The 14,701-nt window shown below is 41.8% G+C and carries 13 protein-coding genes; 6 read left to right on the forward strand and 7 right to left on the reverse strand.

Translation table 11 applies throughout. The features are described 5' to 3' along the window. Positions 1–2,751, forward strand: a 2,751-nt coding sequence (gene ppc, locus ACT3QN_RS11300; RefSeq protein WP_444529214.1) for a phosphoenolpyruvate carboxylase, incomplete at its 5' end; no start/stop codon positions are given. A gap of 202 nt (positions 2,752–2,953) precedes the next feature. Here ppc and ACT3QN_RS11305 read toward each other — a convergent pair. The 3 genes from ACT3QN_RS11305 to ACT3QN_RS11315 form a co-directional block, all read right to left on the reverse strand. Next, positions 2,954–3,109, reverse strand: coding sequence for a hypothetical protein (locus ACT3QN_RS11305; protein WP_444522545.1), 156 nt, complete (start codon positions 3,107–3,109; stop codon positions 2,954–2,956). Positions 3,110–3,232: 123 nt separating this feature from the next. Next, positions 3,233–3,856, reverse strand: coding sequence for a DUF411 domain-containing protein (locus ACT3QN_RS11310; protein ID WP_444529215.1), 624 nt, complete (start codon positions 3,854–3,856; stop codon positions 3,233–3,235). 115 nt (positions 3,857–3,971) lie between these two features. Next, positions 3,972–4,190 (reverse strand): hypothetical protein, encoded by a 219-nt coding sequence (locus tag ACT3QN_RS11315; protein ID WP_444522543.1) that lies wholly within the window; start codon positions 4,188–4,190, stop codon positions 3,972–3,974. Positions 4,191–4,440: 250 nt separating this feature from the next. Between ACT3QN_RS11315 and ACT3QN_RS11320 the strand changes: the two genes are divergently transcribed. From ACT3QN_RS11320 to ACT3QN_RS11330, 3 genes are all read left to right on the forward strand, one after another. Next, a complete protein-coding gene (locus ACT3QN_RS11320) occupies positions 4,441–5,139 on the forward strand; it encodes a heavy metal response regulator transcription factor (RefSeq protein WP_444522542.1) in 699 nt (232 codons plus the stop codon). A 1-nt stretch (position 5,140) separates the two neighbouring features. Beyond that, positions 5,141–6,643: an ATP-binding protein gene (locus tag ACT3QN_RS11325; protein WP_444522541.1), complete on the forward strand. Its 1,503-nt coding sequence runs from the start codon at positions 5,141–5,143 to the stop codon at positions 6,641–6,643. A 184-nt stretch (positions 6,644–6,827) separates the two neighbouring features. Beyond that, positions 6,828–7,994, forward strand: a complete 1,167-nt coding sequence (locus tag ACT3QN_RS11330; protein WP_444522540.1) for a TauD/TfdA family dioxygenase — start codon at positions 6,828–6,830, stop codon at positions 7,992–7,994. 113 nt (positions 7,995–8,107) lie between these two features. Here ACT3QN_RS11330 and ACT3QN_RS11335 read toward each other — a convergent pair whose 3' ends face one another. Beyond that, positions 8,108–9,247: an MFS transporter gene (locus ACT3QN_RS11335; protein ID WP_444522539.1), complete on the reverse strand. Its 1,140-nt coding sequence runs from the start codon at positions 9,245–9,247 to the stop codon at positions 8,108–8,110. Positions 9,248–9,339: 92 nt separating this feature from the next. Continuing rightward, positions 9,340–10,536, reverse strand: a complete 1,197-nt coding sequence (locus ACT3QN_RS11340; RefSeq protein ID WP_444522538.1) for an MFS transporter — start codon at positions 10,534–10,536, stop codon at positions 9,340–9,342. A gap of 159 nt (positions 10,537–10,695) precedes the next feature. Here ACT3QN_RS11340 and ACT3QN_RS11345 point away from each other — a divergent pair, with 159 nt between their 5' ends. Continuing rightward, entirely contained in the window at positions 10,696–11,607 is a 912-nt protein-coding gene (locus ACT3QN_RS11345; protein ID WP_444522537.1) for a LysR family transcriptional regulator, read from the forward strand. 97 nt (positions 11,608–11,704) lie between these two features. On the opposite strand, the gene ACT3QN_RS11350 is transcribed toward ACT3QN_RS11345, so the two are convergent. Together ACT3QN_RS11350 and ACT3QN_RS11355 are read right to left on the reverse strand one after the other, a co-directional pair. Beyond that, complete coding sequence (locus ACT3QN_RS11350) at positions 11,705–12,157, reverse strand: hypothetical protein (protein ID WP_444522536.1); 453 nt, start codon at positions 12,155–12,157, stop codon at positions 11,705–11,707. Between the two features lie 162 nt (positions 12,158–12,319). After that, the gene (locus tag ACT3QN_RS11355) at positions 12,320–13,303 is read right to left on the reverse strand and encodes a hypothetical protein (RefSeq protein WP_444522535.1); all 984 of its coding nucleotides are present in this window, start codon (positions 13,301–13,303) and stop codon (positions 12,320–12,322) included. A 247-nt stretch (positions 13,304–13,550) separates the two neighbouring features. Here ACT3QN_RS11355 and ACT3QN_RS11360 point away from each other — a divergent pair, with 247 nt between their 5' ends. Beyond that, entirely contained in the window at positions 13,551–14,561 is a 1,011-nt protein-coding gene (locus tag ACT3QN_RS11360) for a LysR family transcriptional regulator (protein ID WP_444522534.1), read from the forward strand. Positions 14,562–14,701: the final 140 nt, after the last annotated feature.

The following is a 14,701-nucleotide window of genomic DNA, read 5'->3' on the forward strand; positions in this document are numbered from 1 at the left end:
CGTAAACGCACCAGCTTGTTAGGTTCATTGCTAGGCGATGCCATTTCTCGCCAATCTGGGGAGCAGACGCTAGATACGATTGAGACACTGCGCAAAGGCTTTATTCAGCAGCGCCGTGAGCCAACTGAGGCACATAAACAGCAGCTGATCGATTTTATTGCTTCTTTGGATAATCAAACCTTAAAGAACGTTATACGTGGCTTCTCTATCTATTTTTTCCTTGCTAATTTAAGCGAAGAGAACTATTTGCGTGAACAACGCCAGGCGCAACGTCTCCAATCAGAACAAAGCTGGGAAGGCTCGTTTCGCCGTACGCTACTCGAGTGTCGTGAGCGTAATATTGAACCTGCACAAATGCAAGAACTGATCGATCAGCTGAAATTCATGCCTGTGTTCACCGCGCACCCTACCGAAGCGCGTCGCCGTACAACGATGAATATATTACAAAGCCTATTCACACACAGTGATGCGTTAAATGATCTAACTGAAAACAGTTTTGCCTACGAGCAAGCCAAAGAGCAAACCGCTCAAACCATTGATTTGCTGTGGTCATCTGATGAAGTGCGTACACGTAAGCCACTGGTTTATGATGAAATCAATAACGGCCTGCATTATTTTAATGCCAGTTTATTTAGTGCCATTCCTAAGGTTTATCGTAATATCAAAAAAGCCATTATCGATATCTATCCAGAATTGACCGACTATCCACTGCCTGCATTTATCAGCTTTGGCTCTTGGATCGGTGGTGATAGAGATGGCAACCCATTTGTGACTTTTGAAACCACAGAACGTGCCGTATTGATGCATGCGGATACGGTACTGCGTCATTATCAAGTATTGCTCAAAAAATTGCGCCGTCAGCTTATCCATAGCGATACGATTGTGACCATCCAACCTGAGGTCTATGCCAAAATTGAGAGCTATGGCGAACTTGATAAGCGAGTATTTGATTACAACCCCGACGATTATAGCAATGAGCCTTATCGTCGATTGATCTCTATCATCCTGACCAAAGTTAAAGCCACCAATCGCCGTATCCAAAGCCAAGGTACAGATGTCGAGGCAGAAAAGGACGCTTACCGCAACCCACAAGAGCTATTAGAAGACCTGCGTATTATTCGTCAAAGTACAAATACGCACGATACCGCACATGCAGAAGGATTATTGTTAGATGTGATTCGACTGGTTAAGACCTGCGGTTTTCATTTGGCAGCGCTCGATATCCGTCAAGAGTCGTCTTATCATAGCGAAGTGATTGCCGATATCTTTGCCAGTGCCTCCAACTTGCCTGATTATCAAAAGCTCAGTGAAACAGAACGCCAAGAGTGGCTCACACGCTTGCTCGAAAAGCCAGGCACACCGCTTATCTATACCGATAACTTAGGTGACAAAACACGCGAACAATTGGCGCTGATGAACTCTGTGGCGACCTTACGTAAACTGGTCGGGCCAGATACCTTTGGTAGTTATGTCATCTCGATGACCAATAATGCCAGTCAATTGCTAGAAGTCTTGCTATTAATGCGCTTTGCAGGCTTGTGCACTGTTGATGCTGATGGTCAACTGTCTGCTGACCTACCCGTCGCACCCTTGTTTGAAACCATCGAAGATCTTAAAAACATCGACCAAATATTACCTGCCGTGTTAGACAATCCTCTATATCGTGGATTACTACAGAACACCGATAACACGCAAGAGATCATGCTGGGCTATTCAGACTCATCTAAAGATGGAGGTATCATCACATCAGCATGGCAGCTTTATAGCGCGCAGCAAACCATTAACAATATTGCTGAGCAATATGGCATCAAAACACGACTGTTCCATGGTCGCGGTGGTTCTGTGAGCCGTGGTGGCGGCTCAACACACAAGGCGATTGCCGCCCAACCTGCCGGCACGCTGCATGGTCAGGTTAAAGTGACCGAACAAGGTGAAGTGCTATATGCCAAATACGCCAATACCGACACCGCTGTATTTGAGCTCACCATGGGTATTACAGGGACACTCAAAGCCTGCTCGTCAAGGTTTGTGGTACAACCTACTGAGTTACCAGATTATGAAGCACTATTTGCACGCTTAGCAGATGATGGTGAGCAGCGTTATCGCGAGCTGACTGATCATACTGAAGGGTTTTATAAATTTTACTCACAAGTGACGCCAGTACAAGAGATTTCTTTATTGAATATTGGCTCACGCCCTGCCCACCGTAAAAAAGGCCTGCCAAGTAAAACCACATTACGCGCGATCCCTTGGGTGTTTGGTTGGTCATTGGCGCGCTTTACCCTACCTGCTTGGTATGGTGTAGGTAGTGCATTGCATAGTGTCAAAAAAGATGAAGCGTTGATGAAAGAGATGAATGCTAAGTGGCCGTTCTTTAGTGTGTTTATGAGCAATATCGAGATGGCTTTTACCAAAGCCAATATGAATATTGCTGAGGCCTACAGCAAGTTGTGTGATGATGAGCCGCTACGTAAACAGATTATGAAAGCGGTCACGGATGAATACGCACTGACCAATTCAGGTCTAAACTCGCTGCTGGAGCAAGACTCATTATTGTCTAGTCAAGAGAATTTGGCGGCATCTCTTCAGTGGCGTGACGCTTATCTAGACCCGATTAACTATATACAGATTGAGCTGTTAAAGCGTGCTAGACAAGCAGAGGGCTCAGATGACAGTGAAAACCTACAAGTCGAAGATCCATTAATCCGTAGTATTAATGCGCTGGCAGCGGGTCTGCGTAATACAGGTTAATGACTTACTACTAAATATAATTATTCTACAAATGAGGCGGGCAAAATGGTATTGGCCGCCTTATTTGATTTTTAATTGTACTCAATGTAGTTATTCATAATATTTTAGGGCGGTGCTTTAGGTAAACCTAAAAAAATACAGTCGTTGCCTAATCATTGTTTTCACATATACGATAGTGAATCACACGGCAACCAGCAGTTGTTTATTGAAAAGTTTTCGTAGGTTGGCGTAAGTATTTTATAAGAGCAAATACCGTTAATAAAAGTACGATAAAAAACAATAATGCAAATAGCATACACACCATCATTCCGCCCATACCTTGCATCATTGTTCCATCCATAATACTACTGTTCATCATAATAAGTCTCCGTAAGTCAAAATGAGTGCTATGGGTATTTTATTCGATATCCGAAGGCATCATCTTAAGTATATTTTTTTATTGCTATCGGCTCTCAGCTCACTTCAAACGCATATATTCAGGCTACAGTTGCTGCTGAGGTGACTCGATGTTGGCATACACTTCTGTCGTACCATCTTTGTTCATTTGCATTACTTGATACGGCTCAAACTGATTGCCCTGCTCCATACCAGGACTACCTACTGGCATTCCAGGTACAGCAAGACCCATTGCCTGTTTAGGCGGATTCGCTAAAAACTGTGCCATATGTTTTGCTGGTACGTGGCCTTCAAACACATAACCATCTGTAGTGACTGCAGTATGACAAGTACGCATCTGCTGTGGAACATCATAGCGGTCTTTAAACAAAGACAAGTCATCAGGATGCTGCACGGTTGCCCGCAGACCATGCTCTTTTGTGTTTGCTACCCATTGTTCGCAGCATCCACAATTTTCTGTTGTGTACACAGTTGCTGAGACATTTTTGAGTAGTGTGGACGACTCTGTTTGAGAAAGCATCACTGGCTTTGTTTCACTTATTTGTGTAGCTTTCGAATCAATAGTTGCTGATTTTTCAGTCTGTACTTTTTGATCAACATCTGATTCTGGCTGGCTACAGGCAAAAAGCAGTGAGGTCAGCGATAGCAAACAAACATGGTTAAACATTTTACGGCCTTTGTGCCTATACATAGTACTGCTTCGCGTCATAAATTCACCTATAGATATTGTCATTGTCATACTGATATTCACTAAGTAGCACTTGCTTGGTGCTAAGTTCTATTGCTATTGGGGCAATCAAGTAACACTCGATAGCTAATACGTTTTATTGTTCGCTATCATTCTTCTCACAACACTTATCATCCATGGCTTTCATCTTATCCATCATTTTTATCATAGCAGGATCTTTCATATTCATGTCTTTATCCATTTTTGCACAGCATGTTTTGTCTTTTTCGGTATGCATATTTGGCTCGTTTGCCAGTGCTACAGTTGATATGGTCAAAGCAATGCCGGTAGCGATGATTGATTTTAGTGACAACATAATTCATTCCTATTTTTTGATAGTCAAAGATAAGTGATTTGACTAGTGATTTGACTGATGCTTAAGCTTATTAAATCAGCATGAATCATACGTTGTTGATTCTGACTAGTAGATGACACCAACATGACAATTTTGTCATGTTGGTGTCATCTGGTCTTAATGCGTTACACTGACCTCGACCTCATAGAGAAGCATAGTGTCATACAAACGTAATGTGTTAAAAACACAACCCATTCGAAATAGAGAACATATGAAAGTACTATTGGTTGAAGATGAAGCGAAGCTTGGGGAATACATCAAAAAAGGATTGACCGAAGCGGGTTTTATTGTGGATCACTATATGACTGGTTTAGACGGTCATCATGCATTAATGACCGGCGATTTTAGCGTCATCTTGATGGATGTAATGTTACCGGACGTTAGTGGTTTTGAATTGATCCGCAATTATAGAGCAGCTGGAAGACACACGCCTGTACTATTTTTGACCGCAAAAGATGGCTTGAGCGACAAAATTAAAGGAATTGAAATTGGTGGCGACGATTATTTGACCAAACCTTTTGCTTTCGCTGAGTTGATTGTAAGAATGAAAAGCTTGCTGCGCCGCGCTGCTCAATCAGATTATAAAAACACCCTGATACAAATAGCAGATCTAAAAATGGATCTCTCAAAGCGAACGGTTCATCGAGGCCAGACCATGATTAAGCTTACTGCTAAAGAATTTGCTTTGCTACAGCTTTTTTTAGAGCACCGTGGCGAGGTACTGCCTCGATCTGTTATTGCTTCTCGCGTATGGGATATGAATTTTGACAGCGATACCAATGTCATTGATGTTGCCGTTCGTCGTTTGCGCTTAAAAATTGATGATGAATTTGACACCAAATTGATTCATACCATACGAGGCATGGGGTATAAATTAGAGATGCTAGACACAATTGCTGAGCACTCGTAGCATGAAAAACATACTTAAAAGCAAACGCCTACCCTTGCTTTGGCGTACTATTTTTTTACTCACGATATTTGTCGTTATCTCTCAAGTGGTCATCTACATATGGGTTCAGCGTTCTGTTAGTGATCATTTTGATCAAATGGACACAGAGATGTTGACTCATGCAGCATTTAACCTGCGCAAGCGTGTGAACACCTTTGATAAACAAGCAACGTTATCCAATGTGTTGACGTTATCTTCACCAGCAGATACAGATTACCTCAACGCTTCTTGGCTCGATTACGATCTAAAAACTCTTGTATTTGATAAAAATGGCGTACTACTCTCGAGTGCTCCTAGTAGCTTTGTAAGTTTTTTACCAAAAGACTTCAATATATTGCCATTATGGACAACGCACGGTGAGCAGCAGTTCTCACTGACGTTGAAAGCTAGGAACTACCGTGTCTTAATTATTGAGAACAATCAAACTTTGGCACTTATCGCTTTGCCTACCGATGTTCATCGGCAATACCTGCTACATTTCAATCGTCAATTAAGTGTTATTTTAGCGATCATCACACTACTACTCGTATCAGTTGCCGCCATGAGCGTATATTGGGGTTTTGCGCCTTTATCTACCATTATGCGAAAAATGAAAGATATTAATCCTGAACACTTGGATGAGAGAGTGGTTGTTAAAAATATGCCAAGCGAGCTGCGACCATTGGCGAAATCTTATAATCTAATGATGGAGACACTTGAGAGCAATTTTGACTCATTGTCCCGTTTTTCAGATAACATCGCCCATGAATTACGCACCCCGATCGCCACGCTTAGCACTCATACTCAAGTCATGTTAAGCAAAGACAGAGAGCGTCGTGAGTACATAGAACAGCTACACTGTCAGCATGACACCCTCAAACAGATGTCTACGCTCATCAATAATATGCTACTACTGGCAAAAACCAAAAAAGGTCTATCCAACTCACAACTCCACCATATTGATACTGAGTCTATGCTAAACAAACTGCTCTCATACTATGAGCTAATAGCTGAAGACCGTGGTGTTTTTTTGGAAAAAGTAGGACATTTTCCTGCCGTACTGGGAGATGGCAGTTTGTTGCAAAGGCTGTTTTCTAACCTGATATCAAATGCTATTTATTATGCAGCGAGTGACAGCACCATATCAATTGAGGCTTTAGTCCCTGAAGCGGCCATATCGACTCATATTACTAGGCGTACTAACCTACAGAATTCATCGCTTTCTGTATTGAACCATCCTGTCTTTACACTCATGATAACTAACCTCTTAGATGAACCAATGACTCAAGCAGAAGCAGACAAACTGTTTGAGCGTTTTTATCGACATCATAAGGTAGATAGTATGCAGTCAGGATCAGGTTTGGGGTTGTCGATTGCGCAAACTATTGCACATGCTCATAAAGGTAGCATCAGTATTACAATCAAAGAGGACTACTACTTTCAGGTCAGTATTGAGCTATTAATAGATCAAGGCGAAGGCGTATGAACACTATATTGCCAAAATACGGTTGTTAGTTGGACGCTTTATAATGAGATAAGCCGCATTTCACTTAGTACTTCTTACCTAATGTTTCTTATTGGGTGATTGATAATTCATTGTTTGAATAAGTAATTTGAGCAGGATGCCGTAAAATATAGGTTTACTTCATGTATGTTTATGGCCTACTTCAATGGAAATGTCCCAATTAAAACCCTCTCTAGACGTATTAGTAGCAGATGACTATCAAATAGAATCGGTGACGCTCATTGAGCGTGCTATTCAAATACGCTGGAGTGATGGTATCGACAGCACTTACCACTATATCTGGCTGCGCGACAACTGTCCTTCGGCTTTTCATCCTCAAACTGGCGAGCGTAGTTTTGATTTACTGAGCGTCTCAAAAGACATCCATCCACTATCCGTCTTGTTTGATAAGACCACGCTGACAATTGAGTGGTCAGAACAAAAGCATACCAGCCACTTTGAGCAAAGCTGGTTACGTGAGTTTGGGTATTCTAGTACATTGGCCAAGGATCATAGCAGTTCTTATGAAAGCTGGGATGGCACGTTTGTTGATCATATTCCGAGGTACGATCAACCAGACATCATGACCAGCGACAGCGCTTTATACGACTGGATGAATGCGTTGGATAAATATGGGCTTACTATCATTGATAATATGCCAGATGACTCTGATGCTGGCGTACGGACAGCCATGCGAGTTGATTATCTGCGTCAGACTAACTTTGGTATGACATTCGATGTGATATCAGAAAAATCGCCGATCAATTTGGCTTATACTTCGCTCTCATTGCCTCTACATACTGACTTGCCAAATCAAGAGCTACCGCCAGGCTATCAATTCTTGCATTTTTTAAGCAATGAAAGCATAGGCGGTGAGTCTACTTTCGTAGATGGGCTAAAGGTACTAGAAGAGTTACGACAAGATCAGCCTGAGTATTTTCGCTTACTTGCCGAATATGCCATTCCCTTTCGCTTTCATGACACTGCCCATGATATTCGTGAGCACCACTCCGTCATCAATCTAGACAACTTTGGCAATATTGTCGAAATCAAATACAACGCACATCTTGCAGATATTTTTGATTTGCCAAGCGAGATTATGTACGACTACTATCTTGCCTATCGAGAGTTGATGGCTCGTTTAAAAGACAGCCGCTATAAGATTGAGTTAAAACTGACAGCAGGTCAAATGGTAGTTTTTGATAATCGCCGAGTCTTACATGGGCGTAACGCATTTGATGAAAATGTTGGAGAACGTCGTCTAAAAGGCTGTTATGTTGATAGATCAGAATTTAAAAGCCGCTTACGCACGCTCAAAAAGCAACTGGCTTAAAATAATCCGCAAGCCAACCGATGCTATGATACAAAGAACAGTAGCATCAGTGCTTGGCTCAGTGTCTATCAACGATGCTAAGATATTTCTCTTTTACAATTACAAGTACTAACTCAGGCAGTTCTGCCCCCTCTCATAAACAACACCCCACTAATAATGACGCTGCATACACTGCATAGAATAAACACATTGTGCGCGCCGCCCGGCATATACTCCATAAATGATGTGAAGAACTGACCCGAAAACACTGCCATCGTAAAATACGATAGATTACGGCCACGTACTTTGGCAGCGCTTAACTCTACCGTCATGTGGTTCAACAGCGGAATACTAAAGCCAAAGCCAATGCCGATTAACAGCGCACCTATTATTAATATCAAGGTACTGGCTTGCGTAAAGCAAACATACGACAATGCAAATGCTAAGAATGCCAGCGCCAGTACTTTGGGCTCATTCAACCATTTGATTATTTTGGGCATAAAACCTGCGGTAACCACCGCCACCAAAGAGATAAAGGCCAGCAGCTGACCGATTTGCGATTCGTTATAGCTAAGCTCAGTCATAGTGATGGGCAATAATACGGTTGACGTAAAAAATATAGTCATTGCTAAGGTTGAGATAAGATACACATTTTTTAGAGTCAGACCGCTAATAATGGTTTTGCTATCGTCTTTTACTATCTGTGCGTTCTCTGCTGTAGCTGCATGATTACGCGGTACGAACAGTAATAGCATGGCTAAGAACACCCACGCCACCAAATAAATTGATAGCGGTAATGCCCAAAACTGTGATGCAAGCAAGCCACCCAAAAACAAGAAAATGACCCCGCCAAGCTCAATGGACATGCCTTGTTTAGCAATCATTTTTAGGCGTGCCTCTCCCTGATACCACGTGGAGATGAGTACCGTGCAGCTCGCCATGACGACCGCCGTGATACCACCTAATAAAAACCGATTGCTAAACACCTGCGCCGGTCCATGTAAAAGATAAGCACTGGCACCTACAAGCCCGTACAAAGACAACCCGATGATCAAGAGTTTGTACGCGCCATATTTATCGATGAGCTTTCCTGCTAGTGGCGCAAACACCACCGCACCTAATGACGGTAAAGTGATTAGCAGCACACTGTTATCAGTAATACCCAAACCTGCCGAAATGCTAACCAAGCCAGGTGCTAGTAACGTGCCGACCATAATGGTCAAACTGGCAATACACAATAAGGTAAAACTGCCTGCGATTTTTAACTGGTTCATATATGTCCTTAGTCGATAAGAAATAATATCGATTTATCAATAATCTCGTACTAATCGATATCTATGTACTGATATAACTGTACTGATATCACTTATTTTTTGGCGAATGCATTGAATATGGCGCTGATGATGATAAAGACGATACTGACCACCACTACCCCTGGCCATTGGTACAAGGCAAATGCTTTGACACCTGCCATAGACCCTAATGCCCCACCTGTGTAGTAACCCAGCATATAGATACCGTTGATGCGGCTCTGAGCGGCGGGATCGATACTAAAGACCCGAACCTGATTGGCCACTTGCGCACTGAATACAGCAAAGTCGATTAAAATAATCCCGACAATTAGTGACACCAAATTACCTGCAAACAACCCTGTAATAGCAAAGCCTGTCGCTGCTAGTGTCAATGCCATCATCACTAGCGTTTTAGAGCCCAATTTATTGACCCATTTACCAGAAGACTTAGCCCCTATCACTCCTGCCAGCGCAATCACACCAAATAGTCCCGCCTGCTGCGCATTATAATTAAAAGGTGCTTCGCTGACATAAATCGCTAGCGTCGCCCACAGCACATTGAATGAGGCAAACCAAAATGCACCTGCCAAAGTAAATTTTTGCAGGGATTTATGTTTTACAAATAGTGATAAGCTACTTTTGATAAGTGGAAAGTAACGCAGCGTGGTATGCGGTGTATTGGTTGGCAAAAACACCCGCAGCAGTACCCCAAAGATAGCAGCAAACGCCGCAGACATCACAAACACACTGCGCCAACCGAACTGCTCTCCTACAAACCCACTTAAGGTTCTAGATAACAATATCCCAATGGTTAGTCCCATCATCAGCGTGCCAAGCGTTGTACCCTTGTTTTCAGGCGATACCATGGACGCAGCAAATGGAATGAGCTGCTGGGTAATATTGGCACTAACACCGATTAAAAATACGGATAGTAACAGTACAGGCAAACTTGGTGACACGGCAGCAAAACCGCATGCGGCCACCAATAAACAGGATAAGATACCAATCAAACGCCTACGCGCAATAGAATCGCCCAATGGTGAGATAAATAGCAAAGCAAACGCATAGCCAAACTGCGTCAATGCTGGAATACTACCCAGTTGCGCGTCGGTCAAATCAAACTCAGCACCAATGAGCGGTAAAATAGGCTGGTTGTAATATAAGTTCGCCGCCGTTGCCGCGATGGCAGCGGTCATTAACAGCAGGATAAATCGGCTTAATGATTGGCTCGACGACTGGCTTGATGGTTGGTTTAGTACAGGCTTATCCATTATTTTCTCAGCTTAATAAATCATGCCACCAGTATAGAGCTTAGCAATCAATAACAAAAATGATAGTATATGATTGAATCCATACAAATAATGTATAGATATAAAAGTTAAGACTGAGCGATGAGCTGATAAGACAAATTGACAAAAGGTATGGCTAATATGGATATAAAAACACTCAAAAGCTTTATGGCCGTAGCCAAGCACCAAAGCTTTTCAGAAGCAGCGCGTGAGCTATATACGGTACAACCTGCCATCAGTCGTCAGATTTCATCCTTAGAGACAGAGTTGGGTGTTGTGCTATTCAACCGTACTTCTCGTGAAGTGACTATCACGCCTGCTGGCGAGCAATTACTGAAAGACGGTGCTGTTATTTTAGCCTTAGCAGAACAAGCAAAGATACAAGTGAAGCGAGCACATGATGGACAAATAGGCACACTCAATATCGCGCATTTGAGCTCAGCTTGTTTGACCTTTATGACCACACTGGTACGCAGTTATAAAGAAAAATTTCCGCACGTACACGTCTCGTTGTTTGAGATGACGGTGACCGAACAGATAGAAGCGTTTAATAATGACCGTATCGACATTGGGTTTTCACGGCCATTACCGAGCGCCATTGCTGATGACTTTATCAGCCACAATATTTATATCGACAAATTAGTGGCGATTGTGAACCAAAGCCATGCTTTAGCCGATCGGCAAACCATTGATTTGGTGCAATTAAAAGACGAAAAGTTTGTTATTTTTAACCGCGATGAAGCGCTTGGTTTATTTGATGAAACCATCACGCTATGTAAGCAAGCTGGGTTTTCACCCAATATTATCAGCCAACCTAAGCACATGCAGACGTTGGTGACCGAAGTGGCAGCAGGACTGGGCGTGGCGATTGCACCCTATTGCGTACGTAAACTATATAGTGATGGCTGTCATTTTATGGCGTTAAACCATGTCAGCACACAGATTCCTGTGCATATTCAATATAAGCAAAATAACAACAGCGCGACGGTCGCTGCTTTTGTGGCAGTAGCATTGAGTGCGACAGATGATATACAGCAAAGCATGGCATGTTGAGAGCATAAAAAAACCCACTCCTCTAAAGTGAGAGGAATGGGGCTTAATTCGATTCATTTACTAACTCATACCTATCAATATAGTTTTGATGGCAACACTAATAACTAGATTCACGATATAAGGTTTTATGTGCTTCTACTCTAAAATCTTCAGTACTGATAGTCGTTGTCATATAATGTTTGTTGTATTTGGCTTGTATGATCTTTTCTTCCTCACGGAATAATACATTTTGCGCTTCTTGCTTAAAGTCATGATAGCTAATGGCAGCATCATTCTCATGATTGTCAGTAACTATAGTTTTTCTAGGTTGATTTTGGCTATCCGAATGCGGCTGTACAACCTGATGAGGACTAGCCTCTTTGGTGATGTTGCTCACTGTTAAACCATTATGGGTAGTCGACGCTTGAGATAGCGTGGAAGAGATACGGTTAGACATATAAAAAGCAGATATCAGAACAATACAGATCACACTGATAATAGTAAAAACAAGACTGCGTGGTCTGATGCTTTTTGGCTCAGTGTCGTTATTCACTTTTTCTGATTCATTCATAGTTACGTACCATCTAATTCAGATCATCAACGGTACACGACCGTATCCTTTACATAATGATACGTACTATCTGTTGTATTACAACATTTTTCAGTATGAACGTCTCTAATAGTTTGATAAACGGTTGTCTTACTGTCTAAAACGACTCAAAACGTCAAACCTTTAATCTTTGATTTCGCGATATAAGGTCGTCTGTGATTCTTGTCTGAAATCTTCATAAGTGATAGTCGCCTCCTCGGTAGCTATGGTAGTGTCGTCATCTTCTGGTGTAGAGCTCTGAGGGTTTAACTCTGACTCATTAGCGGTTGGCATGTCTTGCTTATTATCATCTGAAACATTTTGTTGGGTCGTAGTGGCTGATTGCTCACTTGCAGATCCAGCATCATTCATAGTGGTTTGACTGTCGGTAGATAGTATTGGCTCAGCTTTAACGGCTGGTGCACTCTCTATTGCTACGTTGTCATTAGTATTGTTATCTGTGTGAGCAACAGTAGAGGTCGATAGTATGCCCGAGAATACTAGCACTAATACAATAGCCACCAATATTATTAAACCAACCGCCATAATAATAATGGCTGGTTTAATAATTAGTTTCTTTTTTATCGCTTTATTTTTGATGTTTGGCGCTTCGACAATTGATTCAGACGTACCTTCAATATCTGAGGAGTCATCATCTGACCCAATATTTGTAGATTTACCATAATCAACCGCAGAAGCTAACTCTGCGTCGTTGTTGCCAGTTATATGTTCTGAGTATTTGGTATTTGCACTGACAGCATCTACACTACTATTGTCGCTATCATCATCTATGCTCAGCACATCATTTTCAGATAATACATCTATACCTGAGGCGTCAGAGGGAATATCTGTTATTGTGGTTTCTTCTGTTTCTAGCAGCAATTCTTGCTCACTGCTTTGATCTTCAAACAATTGCAACTCTTCTGTACTTAACGGTTCGAAAGCAGCAAGATTTTTTGAACTTTCTAATGCTTCAAAGTCAGGTTGATCGTTTTCTTCAGAGCCATGGACTCGATTGATAAAACGTTCATAGATATCATTGTTGTTACGCTTACGCGACTTTTGGTTAATGATCTTGGCCAGCTGACCCTCAAAATCAATGCCATCGCCTTCTTTTTCGTCGCTCATAGAACAATACCAAACCAGTTTTTTCTGCTGGTGTTAAATGACTGCTAAAATGAAAATTATTACTATGGTGTAACCGTATTATTGGCCATCAATATAATTGCTCAATCCTTTATCTTCAAGCACAATTTATGGGATAGCGCTAATATGAATAAGAACTATTCTAAATAATACGATAAATCAACTTTAAGAACTGAACTATTTTAAGAACTAATCTATGTATAGCATAGACTATGACAGGCTCAATAGTATGGATTTAAAACAGCTTAATGCATTTATTGCGGTCGCAGAATTACGCAGCTTTAGCACTGCCGCCACCAAGACAGGATTATCACAGCCAAGCTTGAGTCGCTTGTTGAAACAACTTGAGACTGACATGGGCGTGGTGCTGATTGATCGTTATAACAGACCGCTGAACCTAACTGAAGCAGGTAGTTTTTTTTACGATAAAATAAGCACCATACTGACCGAGATTGACACTGTAACTAGTATGACCCAGCGTCTATCAGCACCAAGTAATGTTTTAAATATAGGTTTTGTGCCATCAGTACTATACGGACTACTACCTGAAATCATTGCCACGCTTAAGCAGTTCAGCCCTGATATTGACGTTAATTTAAAAGACATCAGCTCATATCAACAAATGGACGCACTCAAGTCTGGTGAAATTGATATTGGCTTTGGACGTTTTGCCCATCGAGATCCATGGATTCAGCAAATCCTACTACGTCATGAGCGTTATGTGGTGGCATTGCCAAAGTCACATCCTCTAGCTCATATACGTAAGCAACGCCTGATAGACCTAGCAAACAATCGCTTAATTTTATACCATCAGACGCATCTACCAGTATCGTCAACGATGGCGGCAGCAAATAATAAGCTGTCCTCGAGTACAGAAAACCCTAATGCCACCCGTGAAGCATCATCTAGCGAGCCGATTACCGAACCATTATTACATCTGTTTGCGCAGTATGGCATCTCACCTTTTATGACTACGACAGTTAGTGATTTGCAAGTAGCATTAGGACTGGTCGCTGCAGGCGAGGGTATTACATTGGTGCCTGCCAGCTTGCAAACCGTACGTACAGAACAGATCAGCTACCAACGTTTGATTCATGAAAACGTTACCTCCCCTATCTACTTACATACCCTCAAAGACTTTGTCCATCCAAAAATACCGGACTTGCTAACGGCAATTTATCATGTCTACGAGCAGCGAGGTATCACTTATCGGCAGCAAAATTTTGTGTCACAAGCTTAAATGAGCAGATATCTGATGAATATTGTGTTATAAAGAACCGCCAAAAATAATTGATTTTAAATATTGATATTATTTTATAAGTATGCTAACCAATAAGAATGGTAATGCAAACAAATAGTAATAATAACTAGAATAATCAT

Source organism: Psychrobacter sp. AOP7-C1-14 (assembly GCF_052376135.1).
Classification (GTDB): Bacteria; Pseudomonadota; Gammaproteobacteria; order Pseudomonadales; family Moraxellaceae; genus Psychrobacter.

Excerpts from the sequence above, each read along its gene's own strand:
- ACT3QN_RS11305 (WP_444522545.1), bottom strand. The coding sequence starts at position 3,109 with ATGATGAACAGTAGTATTATGGATGGAACAATGATGCAAGGTATGGGC.
- ACT3QN_RS11310 (WP_444529215.1), bottom strand. The coding sequence starts at position 3,856 with ATGACGCGAAGCAGTACTATGTATAGGCACAAAGGCCGTAAAATGTTT.
- ACT3QN_RS11315 (WP_444522543.1), bottom strand. The coding sequence starts at position 4,190 with ATGTTGTCACTAAAATCAATCATCGCTACCGGCATTGCTTTGACCATA.
- ACT3QN_RS11320 (WP_444522542.1), top strand. The coding sequence starts at position 4,441 with ATGAAAGTACTATTGGTTGAAGATGAAGCGAAGCTTGGGGAATACATC.
- ACT3QN_RS11325 (WP_444522541.1), top strand. The coding sequence starts at position 5,141 with ATGAAAAACATACTTAAAAGCAAACGCCTACCCTTGCTTTGGCGTACT.
- ACT3QN_RS11330 (WP_444522540.1), top strand. The coding sequence starts at position 6,828 with ATGGAAATGTCCCAATTAAAACCCTCTCTAGACGTATTAGTAGCAGAT.
- ACT3QN_RS11335 (WP_444522539.1), bottom strand. The coding sequence starts at position 9,247 with ATGAACCAGTTAAAAATCGCAGGCAGTTTTACCTTATTGTGTATTGCC.
- ACT3QN_RS11340 (WP_444522538.1), bottom strand. The coding sequence starts at position 10,536 with ATGGATAAGCCTGTACTAAACCAACCATCAAGCCAGTCGTCGAGCCAA.
- ACT3QN_RS11345 (WP_444522537.1), top strand. The coding sequence starts at position 10,696 with ATGGATATAAAAACACTCAAAAGCTTTATGGCCGTAGCCAAGCACCAA.
- ACT3QN_RS11350 (WP_444522536.1), bottom strand. The coding sequence starts at position 12,157 with ATGAATGAATCAGAAAAAGTGAATAACGACACTGAGCCAAAAAGCATC.
- ACT3QN_RS11355 (WP_444522535.1), bottom strand. The coding sequence starts at position 13,303 with ATGAGCGACGAAAAAGAAGGCGATGGCATTGATTTTGAGGGTCAGCTG.
- ACT3QN_RS11360 (WP_444522534.1), top strand. The coding sequence starts at position 13,551 with ATGGATTTAAAACAGCTTAATGCATTTATTGCGGTCGCAGAATTACGC.